The sequence below is a fragment of the Bacillus andreraoultii genome (assembly GCF_001244735.1).
In the GTDB taxonomy this organism is placed as follows: Bacteria; Bacillota; Bacilli; order Bacillales; family Caldibacillaceae; genus Caldifermentibacillus; species Caldifermentibacillus andreraoultii.
The window spans coordinates 524,819-546,739 of the sequence record NZ_LN868935.1 but is presented as its reverse complement, the minus strand read 5'-3'; the positions used below and the strand labels follow the sequence as shown (position 1 = coordinate 546,739).

At 35.3% G+C, this 21,921-nt stretch carries 18 protein-coding genes and 1 riboswitch; of the genes, 15 read left to right on the top strand and 3 right to left on the bottom strand.

Annotation, left to right across the window (positions count from 1 at the left end; genetic code table 11):
• Window positions 1-180: 180 nt before the first annotated feature.
• Window positions 181-282, bottom strand: a riboswitch (purine riboswitch).
• 286 nt (window positions 283-568) lie between these two features.
• The 3 genes from pruA to ppdK all read left to right on the top strand — a co-directional run bounded on the left by pruA (window position 569) and on the right by ppdK (window position 5,881).
• The gene (gene pruA / locus BN2144_RS02935) at window positions 569-2,116 is read left to right on the top strand and encodes an L-glutamate gamma-semialdehyde dehydrogenase (RefSeq protein WP_033826840.1); all 1,548 of its coding nucleotides are present in this window, start codon (window positions 569-571) and stop codon (window positions 2,114-2,116) included.
• Between the two features lie 284 nt (window positions 2,117-2,400).
• On the top strand, window positions 2,401-3,213 hold the full coding sequence (locus BN2144_RS02930) for a pyruvate, water dikinase regulatory protein (protein ID WP_033826839.1): 813 nt from the start codon (window positions 2,401-2,403) through the stop codon (window positions 3,211-3,213).
• 1 nt (window position 3,214) lies between these two features.
• Entirely contained in the window at window positions 3,215-5,881 is a 2,667-nt protein-coding gene (gene ppdK / locus BN2144_RS02925) for a pyruvate, phosphate dikinase (RefSeq protein WP_033826838.1), read from the top strand.
• A 489-nt stretch (window positions 5,882-6,370) separates the two neighbouring features.
• Here ppdK and BN2144_RS02915 read toward each other — a convergent pair whose 3' ends face one another.
• Both BN2144_RS02915 and BN2144_RS02910 read right to left on the bottom strand, forming a co-directional pair.
• A complete protein-coding gene (locus BN2144_RS02915) occupies window positions 6,371-7,447 on the bottom strand; it encodes an ABC transporter transmembrane domain-containing protein (RefSeq protein WP_033826836.1) in 1,077 nt (358 codons plus the stop codon).
• 364 nt (window positions 7,448-7,811) lie between these two features.
• Complete coding sequence (locus BN2144_RS02910) at window positions 7,812-8,051, bottom strand: hypothetical protein (RefSeq protein WP_033826835.1); 240 nt, start codon at window positions 8,049-8,051, stop codon at window positions 7,812-7,814.
• A gap of 168 nt (window positions 8,052-8,219) precedes the next feature.
• Between BN2144_RS02910 and BN2144_RS02905 the strand changes: the two genes are divergently transcribed.
• The 7 genes from BN2144_RS02905 to alr all read left to right on the top strand — a co-directional run bounded on the left by BN2144_RS02905 (window position 8,220) and on the right by alr (window position 15,465).
• Window positions 8,220-8,675 (top strand): YueI family protein, encoded by a 456-nt coding sequence (locus tag BN2144_RS02905; RefSeq protein ID WP_033826834.1) that lies wholly within the window; start codon window positions 8,220-8,222, stop codon window positions 8,673-8,675.
• A 413-nt stretch (window positions 8,676-9,088) separates the two neighbouring features.
• Window positions 9,089-9,379 (top strand): Asp-tRNA(Asn)/Glu-tRNA(Gln) amidotransferase subunit GatC, encoded by a 291-nt coding sequence (gatC, locus tag BN2144_RS02900; protein WP_033826833.1) that lies wholly within the window; start codon window positions 9,089-9,091, stop codon window positions 9,377-9,379.
• Between the two features lie 12 nt (window positions 9,380-9,391).
• Window positions 9,392-10,849: an Asp-tRNA(Asn)/Glu-tRNA(Gln) amidotransferase subunit GatA gene (gene gatA, locus BN2144_RS02895; RefSeq protein ID WP_033826832.1), complete on the top strand. Its 1,458-nt coding sequence runs from the start codon at window positions 9,392-9,394 to the stop codon at window positions 10,847-10,849.
• 12 nt (window positions 10,850-10,861) lie between these two features.
• Window positions 10,862-12,292 carry an Asp-tRNA(Asn)/Glu-tRNA(Gln) amidotransferase subunit GatB gene (gatB, locus tag BN2144_RS02890; RefSeq protein WP_033826831.1) on the top strand — a complete coding sequence of 477 codons (1,431 nt, stop codon included), beginning with the start codon at window positions 10,862-10,864 and terminating at the stop codon, window positions 12,290-12,292.
• Between the two features lie 392 nt (window positions 12,293-12,684).
• Window positions 12,685-13,242, top strand: coding sequence for a thioredoxin family protein (locus BN2144_RS02885; protein WP_033826830.1), 558 nt, complete (start codon window positions 12,685-12,687; stop codon window positions 13,240-13,242).
• Window positions 13,243-13,350: 108 nt separating this feature from the next.
• A complete protein-coding gene (locus BN2144_RS02880) occupies window positions 13,351-14,175 on the top strand; it encodes an aldo/keto reductase (protein ID WP_033826829.1) in 825 nt (274 codons plus the stop codon).
• 153 nt (window positions 14,176-14,328) lie between these two features.
• Window positions 14,329-15,465 carry an alanine racemase gene (gene alr / locus BN2144_RS02875; RefSeq protein ID WP_033826828.1) on the top strand — a complete coding sequence of 379 codons (1,137 nt, stop codon included), beginning with the start codon at window positions 14,329-14,331 and terminating at the stop codon, window positions 15,463-15,465.
• Between the two features lie 136 nt (window positions 15,466-15,601).
• Here the strand turns inward: alr and BN2144_RS20575 are convergent, their stop codons facing one another.
• On the bottom strand, window positions 15,602-15,727 hold the full coding sequence (locus tag BN2144_RS20575; protein ID WP_268258019.1) for a hypothetical protein: 126 nt from the start codon (window positions 15,725-15,727) through the stop codon (window positions 15,602-15,604).
• Window positions 15,728-15,976: 249 nt separating this feature from the next.
• Between BN2144_RS20575 and BN2144_RS02870 the strand changes: the two genes are divergently transcribed.
• The 5 genes from BN2144_RS02870 to BN2144_RS02845 all read left to right on the top strand — a co-directional run bounded on the left by BN2144_RS02870 (window position 15,977) and on the right by BN2144_RS02845 (window position 21,658).
• Window positions 15,977-16,894, top strand: coding sequence for a diacylglycerol kinase (locus BN2144_RS02870; RefSeq protein WP_033826827.1), 918 nt, complete (start codon window positions 15,977-15,979; stop codon window positions 16,892-16,894).
• 146 nt (window positions 16,895-17,040) lie between these two features.
• Window positions 17,041-18,423 (top strand): 23S rRNA (uracil(1939)-C(5))-methyltransferase RlmD, encoded by a 1,383-nt coding sequence (gene rlmD, locus BN2144_RS02865; protein WP_033826826.1) that lies wholly within the window; start codon window positions 17,041-17,043, stop codon window positions 18,421-18,423.
• Window positions 18,424-18,751: 328 nt separating this feature from the next.
• Window positions 18,752-19,872, top strand: a protein-coding gene (locus BN2144_RS02855; protein WP_094763096.1) for an IS3 family transposase whose coding sequence is annotated in 2 segments (ribosomal slippage) — window positions 18,752-18,998 and window positions 18,998-19,872 — 1,122 coding nt in all. Because the reading frame shifts where the segments join, the coding sequence is not laid out codon by codon here.
• A 613-nt stretch (window positions 19,873-20,485) separates the two neighbouring features.
• Entirely contained in the window at window positions 20,486-20,722 is a 237-nt protein-coding gene (locus tag BN2144_RS02850; RefSeq protein WP_033826823.1) for a type I restriction enzyme endonuclease domain-containing protein, read from the top strand.
• A 213-nt stretch (window positions 20,723-20,935) separates the two neighbouring features.
• Window positions 20,936-21,658 (top strand): zinc ribbon domain-containing protein, encoded by a 723-nt coding sequence (locus BN2144_RS02845; RefSeq protein WP_033826822.1) that lies wholly within the window; start codon window positions 20,936-20,938, stop codon window positions 21,656-21,658.
• The last annotated feature ends 263 nt before the right edge of the window (window positions 21,659-21,921 follow it).

The following is a 21,921-nucleotide window of genomic DNA, read 5'->3' as shown; positions in this document are numbered from 1 at the left end:
TAATCCCTCGATTCTTTGAAAATATATTGGTGAATGGTTTTGATACATACGGTATGTATTGCATGAATAATAAAAACCCGGTGTCGACTACTTTCCTTTACTAAGAGAAAGTAGTCGACACCGGGTTTTTGGGAAAGAAGACATAACTCAACCAATATGGTTTATGTCCGATATGTCCGTTACGAGACCACTTTCTCTCATAGTCCAACGATTTTCGGTCATTGGGTAGAAACTTATGGGCCATATCCCCATGATTATATGAGAGAATGCATAATAATTTAGAAATACAATTTTTATTAAATAGAATAATACAAGATGAAATTAAGAAATTTTACTATTTTCACCTTTATCTTACCAATTCCGATGAGACTTTGTCAACGAATAATCGAACAATTTTATTTATTTTAAAATGAATGTTCGGATTTTATAAAACATATGATGAATAGTGAACGAATAAATGTGAGGATAAAAAAATATTACTGAAGAGGGTTCGCTTTCGTTGAATGCGCTTTCGTAAATGTGTAGAATATAGATAGATTTCCAAAAATGCAGATTAGGAGGGGGCATAATGGTATTACCATACACACGTGAACCTTTAACTGACTTTTCAAAGAAGGAAAATCAAGAAGCGTTCCTCGAAGGACTTAAAGTAGTAGAAAGTTATTTAGGAGAATCATATGATCTAACAATTGGTGGAAAAAAAGTGACGACTGAGCAAAAAATCGTTTCGACAAATCCAGCAAATAAAGATGAAATGATTGGCTATGTATCAAAAGCTGACAAAGCATTAGCGGAAGAAGCGATGCAAGTAGCATATGAAACATTTGAAACTTGGCGAAAAACGAGCGCAGAATCACGTGCTGAGATTTTATTCCGGGCTGCCGCTATCGTTCGCCGTAGAAAACATGAATTCAGTGCGTTACTAGTAAAAGAGGCAGGGAAACCTTGGCGAGAAGCAGATGCGGATGTTGCTGAAGGAATTGACTTTTTAGAGTATTATGGAAGACAAATGTTGAAGTTGAAAGATGGGGTTCCTGTTAATAACCATCCAGGAGAGAACAATACTTTTAGTTATATTCCACTTGGTGTTGGTGTCATTATTTCGCCATGGAATTTTGCTTTTGCAATTATGGCAGGAACAACGGTTGCAGCGATTGTTTCTGGTAATACAGTACTATTAAAACCTGCATCGACAACACCTGTCGTCGCGGCTAAGTTTGTTGAAGTGATGGAAGAAGCGGGTCTTCCAGCTGGTGTACTTAATTATATTCCAGGTAGTGGCGCAGAAGTGGGCGATTATTTAGTTGATCATCCGAAAACTCGGTTTATTAGTTTCACTGGTTCAAAAGAAGTCGGTATTCGTATTTATGAACGCGCAGCAAAAGTGAATCTAGGTCAAATTTGGTTGAAACGGGTCATTGCTGAAATGGGTGGAAAAGATACGATTGTTGTCGATAAAGAAGCTGAACTTGAGTTAGCAGCACAGTCAATTGTTACTTCCGCATTCGGATTTTCTGGACAAAAATGTTCTGCATGTTCCCGAGCAGTTATTGTTGAAGATGTCTATGAAAAAGTATTAAATCGAGTTGTCGAATTAACGAAAGAATTAGTTGTTGGTGACCCTGTCAATCGCGAAACATTTGTTGGACCGGTCATTGATCAAGCAGCTTACAATAAAATTATGGACTATATTGAAATTGGTAAACAAGAAGGTAAATTACTTGTAGGCGGAAGTGGCGATGACTCAAAAGGTTTCTTTGTTCATCCAACGGTTATTTCCGATTTAGATCCGCAGGCAAGAATTATGCAAGAAGAAATATTTGGGCCAGTCGTTGGCTTTACAAAAGCTAAAGATTTTGATGAAGCGATTGAAATTGCTAATAATACAGAATATGGCTTAACAGGAGCGGTCATTTCAAACAATCGTGCACATATTGAAAAAGCGAAGGCTGATTTCCATGTTGGAAACTTGTACATTAATCGAGGCTGTACCGGAGCAGTTGTTGGTTATCAACCATTCGGTGGATTTAATATGTCTGGAACAGATTCAAAAGCTGGTGGACCAGATTACTTATTGCTACATATGCAAGCAAAAACGACCTCTGAGTTATTTTAATTTAAAGAAAACGTTGGTTATGTAGGGCAGTGATCTTAGGGGATGTGTCTGCCCTAGGAGACTAACAATTATTAAATAAAATACAGATTCACCTCATAAGGAGAATGATTTTTTTAATTTCTTATTGAGGTGAATTTTTTTTATTTAATTATGTTACTCTATTTAAATATTGTTATATAATATTTATACAAAAATTAAATAAATGATGGATAAAATTAGATTAAGTATGTTATAATTTCCTTTGTAAATAACTAACTTAATAGGAATGTAAGGGGGAGAGGGGTATTTCTGGAAAAAGGACGATTCATATTGTTTCTGACTCTGTCGGTGAAACGGCTGAATTAGTTGTAAAAGCAGTGACAAGTCAATTCAATGGTAGCTTTGTTAATATATATCGACACTCATTTATAGAAAATGAAAAACAGATTGATGAAGTTTTTCAAACGCTTGAAGGGAATGCATTAATTGCTTATACCCTTGTCGTCCCACATTTAAAAACATATTTAGATCGGCGTTCCAAGGAAGAACAAATATATGCGGTGGATTTATTGAGTCCGTTACTAAATGCTTTTACAAAGGAATATGGGAAGGAACCAAAGTATCAGCCGAAGTTAATCCGGAAATTAGATGAAGAGTATTTTAAGAAGATTGAAGCAATCGAATTTGCGGTGAAATATGATGATGGCAAAGATCCAAGAGGGGTCAAATGGGCGGATATTGTTTTAATTGGTGTTTCACGGACTTCGAAAACACCACTTGCCATGTATCTTGCACATCACGGGTTTAAAGTGGCGAATGTACCAATTGTTCCAGAAGTGTCCCCTCCTGAAGAAATATATCAAATTCCACGTAATAAATGTGTGGGCTTAACAATTAGTCCGGATAAATTAAATGAAGTTCGGAGAGAACGATTGAAATCTTTAGGTCTAAATTTAGAAGCAAATTATGCAAGTTTAGAACGTATTTTTAATGAATTGGATTTTGCAGACGGAATTATGAAAAGGATTGGATGTCCAATTATAGATGTATCAAATAAAGCGGTGGAAGAGACAGCGAATTTAATTATACATATTTTAAAAGGTGGAAGGGGTTTCTAGTATGAAAAAATTTATTTATTTGTTTAACGAGGGAAATAGTGATATGCGGGAAGTTTTAGGTGGAAAAGGAGCAAACTTAGCGGAAATGACGAATATCGGTTTGCCTGTTCCGTACGGATTTACGATTTCAACAGAAGCTTGTAATCATTATTATGAGTCAGGGAAGAACATATCCGGTATTGTCGAGCAACAAATTTTAGCTGCACTTAACACTTTAGAAGAAAAAACGGGTAAAAGATTAGGAGATATCGAGCATCCACTTCTTGTATCAGTTCGGTCTGGATCTGTTTTTTCCATGCCGGGAATGATGGATACTGTGCTGAATTTAGGTATGAACGATAAAACTGTCCAGGCGGTTGCGAAATTAACAAATAATGAACGTTTCGCGTATGACTCTTATCGCCGGTTTATTCAAATGTTTAGTAATGTTGTTTTAGGACTTGACATTTTTTATTTTGAACAATTGTTAGATGAATTTAGGGAGAAAAAAGGATATAAAGCTGATCCAGAACTAACAGCTGATGACTGGAAAGAAGTAATTGAACGTTATAAACTAATTGTTAAAAGACAGGCAAGAATGGAATTTCCGCAAAATCCGCAAGAACAATTATTTTTAGCGATTCGTGCGGTATTCGACTCGTGGAATAATAATCGAGCCATCGTTTATCGACGAATTCATAAAATACCTGATCACCTCGGAACGGCAGTGAATGTTCAAAGTATGGTGTTCGGAAATATGGGAGATGATTCAGGAACGGGTGTTGCTTTTACACGAAATCCTTCTACTGGAGAACATCAATTATATGGAGAATATTTAATTAATGCACAAGGCGAGGATGTTGTTGCAGGAATTCGAACACCTGAACCAATCCATGTGTTGGAAAAAGATATGCCGAATGTTTATAAAAAGTTAGTAGCCACTTGTCAATTATTAGAACAACATTATAAAGATATGCAAGATATTGAGTTTACTGTTGAACGTGGGGAATTGTTTATTTTACAAACAAGAAATGGAAAACGGACGGCACAAGCGGCGATTCGGATTGCGGTTGATTTAGTGAAAGAAGGAATTATTGACAAGGAAACGGCTCTATTACGTGTTGATCCAGAACAGCTAGACCAACTATTGCATTGGAGAATTGATCATATGTTTAAACGTGAACCATTAACAAAAGGACTTCCAGCATCACCTGGAGCAGCAACTGGAGTAGTTGTTTTCGATGCGGACGAGGCGGAGAAACTTGGCAAAGAGGGTAGTAAGGTTATTCTTGTTCGACCAGAAACAACACCGGATGATATTCACGGCATTGTTGCCTCCCAAGCAATTGTTACAAGTCGCGGTGGAATGACGAGTCATGCGGCTGTTGTTGCAAGGGGAATGGGAAAAGCATGTATTTGTGGTTGCGAAAAATTAAATATTGATGTGAAAAATAAACGTTTTACAGTTGGTGACACCGTAGTTAATTATGGAGAGACCATTACTATAGATGGGTCCACAGGGGAAATTATGCTTGGTGAAATCCCCATGATTGAGCCGAAATTATCAGAGGAATTTAAGGAGTTACTTTCTTGGGCAGATGAGGTACGGGATTTAGGAGTCCGTGCGAACGCAGACAATCCAACCGATGCTCAAAAGGCTTTTGAATTTGGTGCTGGTGGAATAGGTTTATGTCGAACAGAGCATATGTTTATGGATCCGCAACGTGTGCCAATTGTTCAAAAGATGATTTTAGCAGAAACATTTGAAGAACGAAAGACTGCACTCAAAGAATTACTTCCGATGCAGCAAGGTGATTTTGAAGGAATTTTTGAAGAAATGCAAGGTCTCCCTGTAACGATTCGCCTTTTGGATCCACCAATGCATGAATTTTTACCAGATAAAGAGGAACTTTTAGTAGAGGTAACACGTCTTCAATTGACAGAAAAGGGTTCACCTGAACTAGAAGAAAAAGAACTGTTGTTAAAGAAAGTTCAACAACTTGCTGAAGTTAATCCGATGCTCGGTCACCGTGGTTGTCGATTAGGAGTTGTTTTTCCGGAAATTTACGAAATGCAAGTTCGAGCTATTTTTTATGCCGCAGCCAACGTATTAAAAAGAGGAACAGCGGTAAAACCAGAAATTATGATTCCATTAGTTGGTCATATAAATGAACTGCAACGTATGCGTCGGTTAGTCGTCGAGACAGCTCAGCAAGTCATGCGTGAGGCAGAAGTTGAATTTGATTATCTTGTTGGAACGATGATTGAAGTACCAAGAGCAGCTTTAACCGCTGATCAAATTGCAGAACAAGCCGACTTTTTCTCTTTTGGTACAAATGACTTAACACAAACAACTTTTGGATTTAGTCGCGATGATGCAGAAGGAAAGTTTTTACAAACATATATCGAGCAAAAATTATTACCTGACAACCCGTTTGCTGTTCTTGATCGTGATGGTGTAGGGAAACTTATTGAAACAGGCGTTAAACTAGGCCGAAGTACAAAATCAAACTTGAAGACAGGGATTTGCGGTGAACATGGTGGAGAAAAGAGTGCGATTGAATTTTGTTATATGACTGGACTTGATTATGTTAGCTGTTCACCATACCGTGTCCCGCTCGCACGCCTTGCTGCAGCACTAGCAACCATTCGGCATGGGAAGAAGAAGGTTGAGATAAGCAGTCGATAACGTCCGTTCAAGTATGGAATGGGAAAGCTGTTTTTAAATGAATATTATGAGGATTGTGTATTTACAATTAACGATTATATGATATATTTATAGGAAAGGTAATCCAAGCAGAGGCCTGGAAACACTGTATAGCACACTAACGATTAAACTTAAACCTTTTATCTGTATAATTCAGATAAAAGGTTTATTTCTCCAGTATAAATATTCAGTTAGTAGATATGTGTCTGAAAGTTATATATCTATCCCTGACTTCAGAGGGTTTTAACTTATCAGAGTAACGCATATGAACAGATCGAGTTTGAAAGTTACATATGCTTGTCGTGAAAGGGGTATATTGTTTTCCATGTTACCCCAAAACAAAAACTTTCTTTTCATATGGATTGCACGCATGGTTTCAGGCTTAGGAGATTGGATTTTTTTAATAGCAATGCCCCTATACATTTTCCATATTACTGAGTCAACGCTGGCAACGGGTTCTATGTCCATGGTTTAAATGATACCTAGATTAACAAGGATTTTTTGCCCTTTTTTAATTTCCATATTTATATTTGATAATATATTTTTGCTATTTATTGCATATGAAACATTTTTACATATTATTTTATCCTGAAACTCGATTGGTAACTTATTGTTTGTCTCGTCTATATGGACTTCTCCGATTACTTCTTGAATATGTTCACGAATTTTTTTAGTAGTTAATATTTTACTATATTCTTCAAATATAGATAGAGCTGGGTTCATAACAGTATTTGATAGCTGTATAATGGCAACAACAGTTCCTAATGAAATGGTTCCTTGTATTGCAATTAAAATTCCATAGAGATTTACGAAAAAGAACCCGATTATCCCAAAAAGTCCAACCACATTATCTGTTAATATTCTCCAGTTATTTAGCTTTACAAAACTTTGTTCCACGGATTTATTATATTTATAGTTTTCATTAATAATTTTTGATTCCAGTCCATATCCCTTAATCGTATCAATACCATTAAACGCATCTCTTACCTTAGTTGTAAATAGTTCGTTTTTTGTTGTCCAGTCTTCCGTTTGCTTTTTTATATTCCTTTTAGCGATATATGGAATAATAGTAGGAAGAATAAAAACAAATATTAATAAAATACCCATCGTTATATTTAAATAAAATAAAGCTAACAAAGATGCAATGAGAGTAGTTGCATTTAATATTATCCTAAAAATCGACTCATAATAGTTTGTTTGGATAATTTTCAAGTCATTTAGTAGTAACGATAAGTATGAAGTTGAATTCTTTTCTTGCAAAAGATTGTTATTGTAAATGACTGACTGAAAAATCTTTTGTTTTAAGGAAGTCATGTAGAAACATATAATCTTATTTTCAGTAAATCCAAATAAAATATCTGCAACCGTAATAATAATTAAACAGAGTATGACTATGATAATTAGATGAAAAATACTTATTGAGCTACCATTTTGGAAGATATCAAATACCTCTTTAAAAACAAACGACTTAAAAGGATTTTCGAACGCAACAATCGGTAAAAGAACTACATATAAAAATATTAATCGCTTATTAATAGACTTTATCAAAAGATTCACTCTTTCTGTATAATCTAACATTAAGTAATGCAAATTTTACTACTATAAAAATGCAAATAGTATTAATAAAATGTTCACAAAATATTATTTTTTTGGTTAATCGTTTATATTAGTAATATAAGAAACGGATTTAAGTAGAGAAATTTCAAAAAGGGAAAATAATAGATAGGTGGAATTTTAAAGAGATTGGTTTTACCGATTATGTGATTAGGATAATATCGGAGTCAATATCTTCTTTTTCTTTAGGGTTAACAAACGAAACATACAGTTAGAAAAACCTCTCTTAAATAAAAAATGACGAGGGGATATCCTCTCGTCAGATTGTGTAGATGGAAAAAATCTATTTCTTATAGGTTTAATTCTTTTGTCTGGATGAAATATAAACAGCAATGATTAAAGCGATACTAGCAAATAAAAGTGTAGTTAAAAATGAATTACCTGATTCAATAACAATATTTTGCGTTAAGTAAGTAACAGATTCCCAACTTTCACCTATATCAGGAACGTATGTTAAAGTTAAAAATAAGCCTGATAAAAGTTGAAGAGTGAAGAATAATAAAACGAAGCTAAAAATAAACACAATAAACTTTTTCATTTATTTCACACCTTCCTTATTTTATAATATTCCAAATTTTTATACAATACTTCCAGAAAAATTCAACAAATTATCCCGATTACATGTAAATTTTTGCACAAAAGTCTATATAAAGTCTATATAATAATAATTAGAGGGAGAGAATACTTAAAGATAAGGGTGAACAGCATGGCAAATGGACCTAATTTAGAAGATTATCTAAATCAGGGCGTTTACGGAAAAAAAGAAATTAATCCCGAAGAGAAAAGAAAATTCCTTGGAACGTTTCGAGAAAGGATTGTTGTCGCGCTGACGGTTAGTCAATTATATAAGCCAACAGTGTACGATGAAGTTGAACAGGCGATGAAAAGTAACCGAGGAGCAAAATTATTGTTGAATGGCTCTGTGGACTATCAATTTTTAAGCAAATACGTAAAAATAGCGAATGATTATCAAATTTCGTTTACGATTGTAGAAAATAAAGAGCATGATACAGAAATAGGTCTTGTCCTAGCATATGATTATGCTGTAGATAAGGAAAATATTTTTGTAGCCGATGAGCAAGAACCGGACCCGAAAGAAGAAGGGGACAGTAAAGAGGAAAGTAGCGGTGTAAAGGGCTTTTTCAAAAGTTTATTCTCATAACGTATGCACAAGAACCTCGTCAATTAGAACGAGGTTTGTTTTTTAGCTGGGACTAAAAATCAAGGAGATTAGAAAAAGCTTGCATATAAAACGAGTCTATGAATCGAAAAAATGGGAGCCTGAGTAAAAATGGTCATCTAGAATGAGTCTATGAGCCCAAAAAACCGGAAACAAGTTGAAACCGGGCTCATAGAACAATTCTATGAACCGAAAAACCAGGAACCTGAGCAAAAACAGTCTTATCAATAAGCCGAAAAAACCGCATATTCGAACCTATCACAACAATTTATGAAAGATTTCCCTCTTTTATTTCGGAAATCATGCAAAACATGGTAAAATAATAAATAGTTTGCAAAAATATATTGTATTACTTTGCTTATAGGCGATTTTTCAAAAACTATGGAGGTGATTGTATGTCTCGTATTTCAAAAGAACAAGTAAAACATGTGGCGGACTTGTCCCGTTTGACATTTAGTGAAGAGGAAGTTGAAAAATTTACAACTCAACTGGACGCTATTATCGGTTTTGCTGAGCAATTAAATGAACTCGACACGACCAATGTAGAACCAACATCCCATGTACTTGATATAAAAAATGTGCTCCGTGAAGATGTGGCTGTTCCAGGTTTACCACGAGAAGAAGTGTTAAAAAATGCACCAGACCATAAAGATGGACTATTCCGCGTTCCATCGATTCTTGAGTAAGGAGGGATAATCGTGACTTTATTTGATCATAAAATGAAAGATCTACATGAACTTTTACAAAAAAAAGAAGTCTCCGTTTCTGATTTAGTCGATGAATCTTTCAAACGTATTTCAGAAATAGACGATAAGGTAAAGGCCTTTTTAACATTAGACGAAGAAAATGCAAGACAAACAGCAAAACAATTAGATGAAAAACTAGCGGCAGGAGAACAAAATGGGGTTCTCTTCGGTATGCCGATTGGGATTAAAGATAATATTGTAACAAAAGGTGTTCGTACAACTTGTTCAAGTAAAATATTAGAAAACTTTAATCCTATCTATGATGCGACCGTCATGCAAAAATTACATAATGCAGAAACAGTAATGATTGGGAAGTTGAATATGGATGAGTTCGCGATGGGTGGATCAACGGAAACTTCCTATTTCCAAAAAACATATAACCCTTGGAACTTAGACTATGTACCAGGTGGATCTTCCGGTGGTTCTGCTGCTGCTGTTGCTGCTGGGGAAGTACCATTTACACTAGGTTCAGATACAGGTGGTTCCATTCGTCAACCGGCTGCTTATTGTGGAGTTGTTGGCTTAAAACCTACGTACGGTCGAGTATCTCGTTTCGGTTTAGTCGCATTCGCTTCTTCATTAGACCAAATTGGACCAATTACTCGGAACGTAGAGGATAATGCTTATTTACTCCAAGCGATTTCCGGAGTAGATCCATATGACTCCACATCAGCAAACTTAACAGTACCAAACTATGTTGAAAGCTTAACAGGTGACGTAAAGGGATTACGAATTGCTGTACCAAAAGAATACTTAGGTGAAGGCGTTCAAGAGTCTGTACGTAACTCAGTCTTAGAAGCATTAAAAGTATTAGAAAAATTAGGGGCAACATGGGAAGAAGTATCACTTCCACATTCAAAATACGGTGTTGCTACATATTATTTACTTGCTTCATCTGAGGCATCATCAAACTTAGCTCGTTTTGATGGTATTCGTTATGGTTACCGTGCAGAAGGAGCAGAAAATTTAATTGATCTTTACAAAAAGACACGTTCTGAAGGTTTCGGTGAAGAAGTGAAACGTCGGATTATGCTTGGCACATTTGCGTTAAGTTCAGGATATTATGATGCATATTATAAAAAAGCACAACAAACTCGAACATTAATTAAGCAAGACTTCGACCAAGTTTTTGAAAAATATGATGTCATCATTGGACCAACTTCACCAACAACAGCATTTAAAATTGGTGAAAAAATGAACGATCCATTAACCATGTATGCAAATGACATTTTAACCATTCCCGTAAACTTAGCAGGCGTACCAGGAATTTCTATACCATGCGGTTTTGATAACGGTATGCCAATTGGTTTACAAATAATCGGCAAACATTTTGATGAAGCGACAATCTATCGAGTTGCTCATGCCTTTGAACAAGCAACTGACTATCATAAACAAAAACCACAATTGTAAGGGGTGAAAAAAATGAATTTCGAAGCTGTTATTGGTCTTGAAGTGCACGTTGAGTTGAAAACAAATTCGAAAGTGTTCTCACCTGCACCAGCCCATTTCGGAGCTGAGCCAAATACAAATACAAATGTAATCGACTTAGGTTACCCGGGTGTTTTACCTGTCCTAAATAAAGAAGCTGTTAATTACGCAATGAAAGCAGCGATGGCGTTAAATTGTGAAATTGCAACGGAAACAAAATTTGATCGTAAAAACTACTTCTACCCAGATAACCCGAAAGCATACCAAATTTCTCAATATGATAAACCGATTGGGGAACATGGTTGGATTGAAATTGAAGTTGATGGGAAAAAGAAAAAAATTGGTATTACTCGACTTCATCTAGAAGAAGATGCTGGGAAACTAACTCATGGCAATGATGGTTATTCATTAGTGGACTTTAACCGTCAAGGAACAGGGTTAATTGAAATTGTTTCTGAACCAGATATTCGTACACCAGAAGAAGCTTATGCCTATTTAGAAAAATTAAAATCAATTATTCAATATACAGGTGTTTCTGATGTTCGGATGGAAGAAGGTTCGTTACGTTGTGACGCGAACGTATCTATTCGCCCAATCGGCCAAGAAAAGTTTGGGACGAAAACAGAATTGAAAAACTTAAACTCCTTCAATTTTGTGAAAAAAGGTCTTGAATATGAAATAAAACGCCAAGAAAAAGTACTTCTATCTGGTGGTGTTGTTTTACAAGAAACTCGTCGTTATGATGAAGCAACAGGTGAAACAATTTTAATGCGGGTGAAAGAAGGTTCTGATGACTATCGTTATTTCCCAGAACCAGATTTAGTTGATTTATATATTGATGATGAATGGAAAGAACGCGTTCGTTCAACAATACCTGAACTACCAGATGCACGGAAAAAACGTTATGTGGAAGAACTTGGTTTACCTGCATATGACGCGATGGTTTTAACTTTAACTAAAGAAATGTCCGATTTCTTTGAAGCAACCATTGCTGCAGGTGCTGACGTGAAACAAGCTTCCAACTGGCTTATGGGTGAAGTAAGTGCCCATATGAATGCAGTACAAAAAGAATTACATGATTTACCGTTAACACCGGAAAGCCTTGCTAGTATGATCAAGTTGATTGAAAATGGGACACTATCTTCTAAATTAGCGAAAAAAGTATTTAAAGAGCTTGTGGAAAAAGGTGGAGATCCGGAAAAAATTGTTAAAGAGAAGGGTCTTGTACAAATATCTGATGAAGCAACATTATTAAAATATGTAACAGAAGCATTGGACGCTAACCCACAATCAATTGAAGACTTCAAGAACGGGAAAGACCGGGCAATTGGCTTCCTTGTTGGTCAGATCATGAAAAAGACAAAAGGACAAGCCAACCCGCCATTACTAAATAAAATTTTATTAGAAGAAATTAAAAAACGATAATATTTTACGAGAGGGACTGTATTGTATCATACAGTCTCTTTTTTCCTTGCAAGTAAGAATCGATTTTCGAGATTTGTCAAGGACAAAGCAGGCGTGAAAACAAAGAGAATTGTCCTAGACAAAGGTTCTCAAGGACAAAACTGGGGTGAAAACAATCAGATATGTCCTAGACAAGAGGAAAACATTTATTTCTAGCAGCAAATTGCTTATAAAAGGTGAAATACTGCTTATAAATTGGGGAAATTCTCAATCCTAACTAGACCAGATACTACACGGATAATTCAAATTAGTTCAAATGGGTAGAAAAATTACGTATAATCAAATTAGCGAGTTTTATAAGGAGTATTTTGAGTGATCTATATAAATGCAAATAAAAATAACGAGGTGATGGTATGAAAACGTTGAATGAGTGGTTTGAAAAAGGAATGGATTATAGAGCGTATGTAGATCAAATGACGACAAATCAAGAAAACATGCTCTCGATTTATAATCGGTTTCAACTAAACAAGGAACAGATAGAGACGATGAATCAGTTGCAATCAAGAAAACTACGGGCAATTGCTATTACGGAAGACTGGTGTGGGGACGCGATGCTCAATAATCCAGTATTGATGAAAATTGCTGAAGCTGCTGGAATTGAAGTTCGTTACCTTCTTCGGGATCAAAATCTTGAATTAATGGATCAATATTTAACAAACGGAACATCAAGATCGATTCCTATTTATATATTTTTAGATGAAGAAGGAAATGAATTTGCTGTCTGGGGACCACGGGCACCAGAAGTACAACAATTCGTTGATGACGAACGGGCAAAGTTACCTGAGAAGGAAGCTCCCGATTTTACGGAAAAACAAAAAGAAATGTATAAAAAGATGATAACATTCTTTTTAGAATATCAACAAGTATGGAAGGAAGTAGCAGATAGTATCATTGAAAAAATATCGAAGTAAGTTTGATTGTTGGAATTTGATTAGCAGTTAAAAAATTTTAGCGTACGAATTTACAGACTACATTCAGTGCGATCATACTACTGACAACATTTGGAGGGGATGATAAAGATGGAATCTATTACGTTAAATAACGGGTTAAAAATGCCACAATTAGGTTTTGGTGTATGGCAAGTTCCGGACGAAGAAGCAACTCCTGCCGTTAAAAAGGCACTTGAAGCTGGTTATCGTTCAATTGATACAGCAATGATTTACAAGAATGAAGTTGGAGTAGGAAAAGCGCTAAAGGAAAGTGGTGTACCACGTGAAGAGCTTTTCATTACAACAAAAGTGTGGAACAGTGATCACGGTTATGACAATGCATTAAAAGCTTTTGATGCAAGCCTTGACCGCTTAGGATTGGATTACGTTGATCTTTATTTAGTCCATTGGCCAACACCAAAATTTGATCAATATATTGATACATACAAAGCGTTAGAGAAGATTTATCAAGATGGCCGAGCAAAAGCGATTGGTGTATGTAATTTTGATATTGAGCATTTGGAAAGATTGCTCAGCGAATGTGAAGTTGTTCCAGTCGTTAACCAAGTAGAACGCCATCCATATTTCCAACAACAAAAGCTTCATGACTACTGTAAAAAGCATAATATTGTTCTTGAAGCGTACAGTCCATTAATGAATGGAAAAGATGTTTTGAATGACCAAACGATTAAAGCAATTGCTGAAAAGTACAGAAAAACACCAGCTCAAGTCATTCTTCGCTGGCATCTACAAACTGGTGTCATTGCGATACCAAAATCGGTTACACCATCACGCATTGAGGAAAACTTCCATGTATTTGATTTTGAATTAACTGCAGAAGATATGGAAAAAATTGCAGCACTAGATAAAAATTTACGGATTGGTGCCGTGCCAAATGAATTTCATATGAGATAATGTCCAGTTCCTAGGGTGTCATCTGAGTTTGGATGGCACTTATTTATTTACTAATAGAGACGTTATGTGAGGTTGTCAATTACTATTTGCGGGCGTATACTAATTCCATATGATATTTTAAACATTGTTTTACTTCTTATTAGGGGGATCAAAATGAACCATGGTAGTTATCGAGACACTTGGGTTGAAATATCCCTAGATGCCGTACAACATAATGTAAAGAAATTTCTTGATTATATCCATTCGGAAACTAAATTTTGTGCTGTTGTAAAAGCGGATGGTTATGGACATGGAGCAATTGAAGTTGCAAAAGCAGCTCTAGAAGCTGGGGCAAGTTATTTAGCTGTGGCATTTTTAGATGAGGCAATCGAACTACGTCAAGCAGGTATTAAGGCCCCAATCCTAATTCTCGGTTACACACCTAGAAATGCCGTCAAAGAAGCTATACTCAACGATATTGCAATAACCGTTTTTACAAGAGATGTATTAGATACCATTCAGTGCGTTGCAGAAGAAAGCAAAAAGAAAGCACGAGTTCATATAAAAGTAGATACAGGTATGTCCCGAATTGGCGTAAATAATAAAGAAGAGACTTTAAATTTAATTCAATCGATTACGTCTGACTATGTAGAAGTGGAAGGAATCTTTACACATTTTGCCGATGCGGACAATACTGATTTAACTTATACGAATAAACAATATAAAAAGTTTAGTGAAGTAATAAATTTCTTAGGTAAACATGGAATCAACATACCAATTAAACATTGTTGTAATAGTGCCGCGACAATCGCACTTCCAGAATGGCATATGGATATGGTTCGAGTCGGAATTAGTCTTTATGGGTTATATCCAGCTGAACACTTGGAGGAAAAAATTGATTTAACACAAGTGATGAGTTTAAAAACAAAACCTATTTATATAAAAGAAGTGGCAGCAAGTCAACCGATAAGTTATGGTTGTACGTATGCACCAAGTTGCACATCTCTCATTGCAACGATACCGATTGGCTATGCCGATGGTTTTTCCCGAGCGCTATCAAATAAAGGCCATGTTACGGTTAAAGGAAAAAAAGTGCCAATTGTTGGACGCGTATGTATGGACCAATCTATGATCGACGTGACGAATGTGGAAGATGTAAATGAAAATGATTATGTGACTATTTTTGGTGACCCTAAGAAAGGTTACATTTCCTTAGATGAAGTAGCAGAACAAATGAACACAATACACTATGAGACAACTTGTTTAATTGGGAAACGTGTTCCGAGAATCTATATAAAAACAGGGAAGTAGTTGTAGTAGGTTTAAATAATAATAGAGAATATGTAGGTCTAGTTTATTAAAGGAAACTAGGCCCTGTATGTATTTGGGCGAAACTTTTTTGAAATTGAATACGATTATTCGTGCTTGATTGAGTGGCTAGACAGCCCTATATTATGTTGCAAGCTTTATCTTTCACATCTACAGCTAATTTTGCATCTTCTCTTCCATCTATCGAAAACGGTCGCAATTTGTCCTCCATTGGTAGGATTGATTGGAAACAGCCTTCACTCATTTAGTACATGTGGTTTAATCATACGGTTCTTGCAGACATTCGAGCACTTCCTATAATTCTATCTATAATAATCATACTCAAGTATTTAAAAAAATCAGTCGAGATGCAAAAATGATAGCAATAAAAAGGAGAAAAGGCCCTAGCTCGGTCGTTCATCGAGGAATTTTAAGTCGATTTTATTTGCGTTGTATAACTGTTTCATATATCATGATTAGTAGTTGAATCAAACTTATAAATGGATGATGATATATGAAAAGAGCGAGAATTATTTATAACCCAACTTCAGGAAGGGAACTATTCAAGCGACATTTACCTGAAGTTCTTGAAAAATTAGAAAGAGCTGGCTATGAAACATCTTGTCACGCAACAACTGGACAAGGAGATGCAACTAGAGCAGCCAAAATAGCTGTCGAACGAAAATATGATATTGTTATTGCTGCTGGTGGAGATGGGACATTAAATGAAGTAGTCAATGGAATGGCAGAACAACCCTATCGCCCGAAATTGGGACTCATTCCTGTTGGGACGACGAATGACTTTGCAAGAGCACTCCATATTCCTCGTGATGTTCTTGGAGCAACCGATATTATTGTTCAAGGACAAACAGTGCCAGTTGATATTGGCCGGATGAATGAAAAATATTTTATCAATATTGCTGGTGGCGGACGTTTAACCGAATTAACGTATGAAGTACCGAGTAAATTAAAAACAATGTTAGGTCAATTAGCATATTATTTAAAAGGGATTGAAATGTTACCGTCCATTAAAGCTTCTGAAATTCGCTTGGAGTATGATGGAAAATTGTTTGAAGGGGAAGCTATGTTATTTTTAATAGCACTAACGAATTCTGTTGGTGGTTTTGAAAAATTAGCGCCAGATGCATCCATTAATGACGGTTATTTCACTATGCTAATCTTAAAGAAGACAAACCTTGCTGAATTTATTCGCGTTGTAACAATGGCTATCCGTGGGGAACATATTAACGACCCAAATGTCATTTACACAAAAGCAAACCATATTAAAGTTTCGTCACCACAAGAAGTGTTAATAAATCTTGACGGTGAGCTTGGTGGGTCTGCACCATGTGAATTTCAAAATTTATATCGTCATTTTGAAGTTTTTGCTCCGATAAATGAACTACGGGCAGAAGATAAAGTTGATATTTAATTAATCAATCAGTGGGAATAATAAGATACCCCACTGATTTCTTTATGTTTTTATAGAAAAAATATTGCCAACTCCTATTTCGTTAGGGACTTTGATATAGTTATATCTGGATTATATAATGGAGAAAACGAATAAAGGTGGAAATTATGAAACAACAAATACCAGTGAAGAAAAATGATTACATAGATGTTGACTTTATTGATTTAACTCATGAAGGTCAAGGAGTAGCAAAAATTAATAGCTTTCCAATCTTTGTACCAGGTGGACTGCCTGGCGAGCGGGCACAAATTAAAGTACTTAATGTAAAGAAAAATTATGGTTATGGAAAATTAATCGAGATGAAGGAAAGAAGTCCGTATCGAATCGATATCCCAAAAACGGAGATAAATAAGTATGGTGGATGCCAACTTCAACATATGTCTTATGAAGGTCAACTTCAATTTAAACAAAATCGAGTGACACAAGCACTAACCCGAATTGGAAAATTAACAGATGTACAAATTCATCCGATTATCGGCATGGATGAGCCATTTCACTATCGAAATAAAGCCCAAGTGCCTGTTGGCGAAAAAGATGGTCGATTAATCTCGGGATTTTATAAGCCTCGTACCCACGAAATTATCGATACAGATGAAAGTGTCATTCAAATTGAAGCAATTAACGAGGCCATTCGAGTAGTAAAACGAATTTGTGATGAGCTCGGTATAGAAGCGTATCATGAAGAAAAACATACAGGTGTGTTAAGAAATATTATGGCTCGCTTCGGGAAACAAACAGACGAGTTAATGATTGTTCTCATAACGAAGACAGAAAAACTTCCACATCGACAGGAGATTATTGATAGAATCGTTACTGCACTACCAAATGTCAAATCAATTGTACAAAATATAAATTCGAAGCGGACGAATGTTATTTTAGGTGATATAACGACAGTCTTATGGGGGAGTGATGTGATTTACGATTATATTGGTGACGTGAAGTTTATGATTTCTCCGCTGTCGTTCTATCAAGTGAACCCTGTACAGACAAAGGTTCTTTATGATAAAGCACTCGAGTATGCGAATTTAACCGGTGAAGAAATCGTAATTGATGCGTATTGTGGAATTGGGACCATTTCTTTATTTCTAGCACAAAAAGCGAAAAAAGTGTATGGAGTAGAAGTTGTGCCAGATGCGATTGAGGATGCAAAGAAAAATGCCGAATTGAATGGGATCCATCATGTAGAATTTGCTGTTGGTGAGGCAGAAACGGTTATTCCTAACTGGGCTAAGGAAGGAATTCACGCAGATGTAATTGTCGTCGATCCTCCACGAAAAGGCTGTGCTGAAACATTGCTTGAAACGATAATAGAAATGAAACCAAAACGAGTCGTCTACGTCAGTTGTAACCCGGCAACACTCGCCCGAGACCTCCAAATTTTAGAAAACAACGGATTTAAAACAATCGAAGTGCAACCCGTTGATATGTTTCCACAAACGATGCATGTGGAGGTGATAGTGAAGCTTGTTTTGAAAGGTACAGCTGTGTAAACTGTACCTAATGTTATCTTAAGGTGCGAGATTGTAGTGGATTTTAATCACGCCATCTTGAATAGGCTACACTTAACTGGACAGAAAAATTAAGGTGTAAGTAGACTAAGAGCTAAAATTGGGTATAATGCTAAAAAGCATAAAAGAACGGTACTAGAAACTTTATCCGGAGGGGCGGGCATGATAGCCTTGATTGGCGATGCCGATGTTTGTGACATCTGGCCTCTCGGCTGGGAACTCATGCCCGTAGAGGATCCGTGTCAAGTTTCGAAATATTTCCACTGTTTAGCTAGTCTACTACCATCTTATTCAGTTAAGGGACTTTACAATGAAAAGGGAAAGACGAACATTTACCGATGAATTTAAAGCCCAAATGGTTAAGTTATATGAGAGCGGAAAGCCTAGAAAAGATATTATTAGTGAATATGATTTAACCCTTTCGGCTTTTGATAAATGGATAAAGCAAAGTCAAATTTCTGGTTCTTTTAAAGAAAAGGACAATCGTACACCGGAAGAAAACGAATTAATTGTACTTCGCAAAGAAAATAAACGACTTTTGCTGGAGAATGATATTTTAAAGCAAGCCGCGCTGATACTAGGACGAAAGTAAATGTGATCAAAAGTAACCGGCACAAATACTCGATATCAGCAATGTGCGATGTCCTACAAGTTTCTAGAAGTACCTATTACTATGAGGCTAAAGAACAGGAAAAGTCAGAAGATGAATTGGTCGCTGCCATTATTGATATCTTTCATAAGAGTCGCCAAAATTATGGGACACGAAAAATAAAGGTAGAGTTGAAAAAACGCGGTATGGACGTGTCAAGAAGACGTATCGGTAGAATTATGAAAGATAATGGCTTAGTGTCAAAATATACAGTTGCTCAATTTAAACCTCATATAGATAAAACAAATGAATCTGAAATAAAAAATGAAGTAAATAGAGAATTTAAACAACAAGATCCACTTGCAGTAGTGGTTAGCGATTTAACATATGTGAGAGTTGAGAAAAAATGGCATTACATATGTTTATTTGTTGATCTCTATAATAGGGAAGTCATCGGTTCTAGTGCTGGTCCAAATAAGGATGCAGAATTAGTGTATCATGCTTTATCAACAATTAAAGTTGATTTAAGACAGATACAAATGTTCCATACCGATCGTGGCCGTGAATTTAAAAACAAGATTATTGATGAAGCTCTTGAAACGTTTGGCATTAAACGTTCATTAAGCATGAAAGGTTGTCCGTATGATAATGCAGTTGCCGAAGCTACGTTTAAAATTATTAAGACAGAGTTTGTTAAAGGGAAAGTTTTTGAATCATTAGATCAATTAAGAGTGGAATTAGCTGATTATGTACATTGGTTTAATCACATTCGAATTCATAGAACACTTGATTATCTAAGTCCAGTCGATTATAAAAATGAACACCTTAAAAAATTTGTTTAGTTTAGTGTTGACATACCAAAATAATGTTCTCGAGTACTATAAAATGATTATAGAATAGCTGTAATTTCTCCTCTCAAAAAAGATGTGGAAGAAATTAAGAGAGATGAAATAAGGGAATTCTACTCCAATGGAAAGTATGAGAGGAAGGTTTTGAGGTTTTAAAAGCAATTTCAAATCAAATAGAGCGGGGTAGTGTGGGTATTTGTGTAAGAAGGAAGGATTTCCTTTACCCGAAGGGCTTTGTTCAACATAGTAGACTTTCATCTAATATCTTTACTTTTGGATTGACATACCCGGGGCTCAAATTACCTTGGATTATGCATATAATTAATACTAGGTAGGGCCAGAAAAAATTTTATATTTTAAAAATACATATAAGGAATTTTCACTGTGATTGGATGTAGATAAATTTTGCTTGAGTGATTGTAAACTTCTATGAACGTACAAAGTTCCTAAATTATGTTAGAATCAATAGTATAAAAGTATCGTTTATAGGAGGAGCAAGTATGACAGTTAAGGCAGACATAGATTTTCAAAGAGATTTATTTGATGCAGCCAATAATACCATAATAGAATTATCCAAGCTGCTGACGTTGTTAGGATGATGCTACAAATGCAAATGGAAGTTGATGAAGAAGCAAAACAAAGACAGGCTTTGGGCTTATCTGATGAAGAAATTGAGTTTTACAAGGTAATAACTTCATTGGAATTGGACGACTTCGATAATCAATTTATAACTGACTTGATTCACAAAATTGTAAGAGAAGTTAAAAAGCAGCTTGAATTTATAACAAATGCTGTGATGAAACAGGCTGAGGAACAATATAGAGATTGGCCATTAAATGCATGAGGTAAATTATTAAATTTGAATAGTAGTTTATAAGCTTGTAATTATCTTTGGTTGGAAAGAAATTTGATTAAACATTTTAAGTTAGAGATTTTGTAAAATTGATCAAGAAGTAGCTATAGGCACTATAACAGAAAACTCCAATGAACTACTACTCCAACCCGTGCATGAAAAAAGCCTTTCACAGAAAAAAGAAGAAGGAAAGGGTATGAAAGGATGTCCAGATTTTTTTGTGAGAATTGTGGTTCTAAATTAAATGAAAATAGTAATTTTTGTCCTTCATGTGGACATAAGTTACAAAATGCTTCAAATAAAAGGAATGAAAGTGAGGAAATATTGTCTTTAAGTAGTTCATCTAAACGCAATATCATAAATACAATATTGTTTATTTTAATTGCAATGTTTTCAGTATCTTTCTATATTGTTGTGTTTATGCTAGCGTTTAAATGGGAAGGTGTTATAAATGCAATCTATGAAGATTACGATGGTTCTTCGTTTGTTTTGTTTATTTTATTACCTTTAGGGTATTTACTTGGAATTATTATTATTTCCAAGTTGTTTAATAGCCTAAAGATTTCTAAACTATTTGTTAAAATTACGTTTCTTACAAGTCTTTTTATGATAATTACTTTTACCCTACATATTATATTCACAACATTTCTTTATTTCAATAGTGAAAAAGCCATAGAAGCAGTGATTAGCGATTTCCCTTCAGATGTAGGTCTTCATCAAGGTTCTATAGTAGAAGAAAGTCAAGGGGTACTTAAATCGAAGATAAATATTTTATTAATTAATATAGTAGCTGCTGTTGGTTATATTACGATTGTGCTAAGTAGGTACTTTAGGAAGCAATCGCTTGCATTTATACCTGGATTAAAATCCATATTCCATCAGCCTAATATTACAAAGTTCAAAGATGTTTTTAAACAATTAGACTAGGCTATATTTCAAACCAACACATTAATTTGGAGTAGTATTTTATAGTTTGTTATCGAAAAAATAGATTTTTGTAAGCTATAAAAGAGGTTTAGTGTGCTTTGTCGATTTCATTTTACATAAGTTTATAAATTATTTTTAAAAAACAAAGTGTTATAAAGGCTTAATGATCTATTTCGAACAGACCGCCAGAAAGATTTAAAAATAGTAATTCATTACGGGTATGGATTAAATGTTTATATGGATGGGCGGAAAATAAAACACTT

Coding starts and splice junctions, on each gene's coding strand:
- rlmD (WP_033826826.1), top strand. CDS start 17,041: ATGAAACAACAAATACCAGTGAAGAAAAATGATTACATAGATGTTGAC.
- BN2144_RS02870 (WP_033826827.1), top strand. CDS start 15,977: ATGAAAAGAGCGAGAATTATTTATAACCCAACTTCAGGAAGGGAACTA.
- BN2144_RS02910 (WP_033826835.1), bottom strand. CDS start 8,051: ATGAAAAAGTTTATTGTGTTTATTTTTAGCTTCGTTTTATTATTCTTC.
- BN2144_RS02850 (WP_033826823.1), top strand. CDS start 20,486: ATGCAAATGGAAGTTGATGAAGAAGCAAAACAAAGACAGGCTTTGGGC.
- ppdK (WP_033826838.1), top strand. CDS start 3,215: ATGAAAAAATTTATTTATTTGTTTAACGAGGGAAATAGTGATATGCGG.
- alr (WP_033826828.1), top strand. CDS start 14,329: ATGAACCATGGTAGTTATCGAGACACTTGGGTTGAAATATCCCTAGAT.
- BN2144_RS02905 (WP_033826834.1), top strand. CDS start 8,220: ATGGCAAATGGACCTAATTTAGAAGATTATCTAAATCAGGGCGTTTAC.
- gatC (WP_033826833.1), top strand. CDS start 9,089: ATGTCTCGTATTTCAAAAGAACAAGTAAAACATGTGGCGGACTTGTCC.
- pruA (WP_033826840.1), top strand. CDS start 569: ATGGTATTACCATACACACGTGAACCTTTAACTGACTTTTCAAAGAAG.
- BN2144_RS02880 (WP_033826829.1), top strand. CDS start 13,351: ATGGAATCTATTACGTTAAATAACGGGTTAAAAATGCCACAATTAGGT.
- gatB (WP_033826831.1), top strand. CDS start 10,862: ATGAATTTCGAAGCTGTTATTGGTCTTGAAGTGCACGTTGAGTTGAAA.
- BN2144_RS20575 (WP_268258019.1), bottom strand. CDS start 15,727: ATGAGTGAAGGCTGTTTCCAATCAATCCTACCAATGGAGGACAAATTG.
- BN2144_RS02885 (WP_033826830.1), top strand. CDS start 12,685: ATGAAAACGTTGAATGAGTGGTTTGAAAAAGGAATGGATTATAGAGCG.
- BN2144_RS02845 (WP_033826822.1), top strand. CDS start 20,936: ATGTCCAGATTTTTTTGTGAGAATTGTGGTTCTAAATTAAATGAAAAT.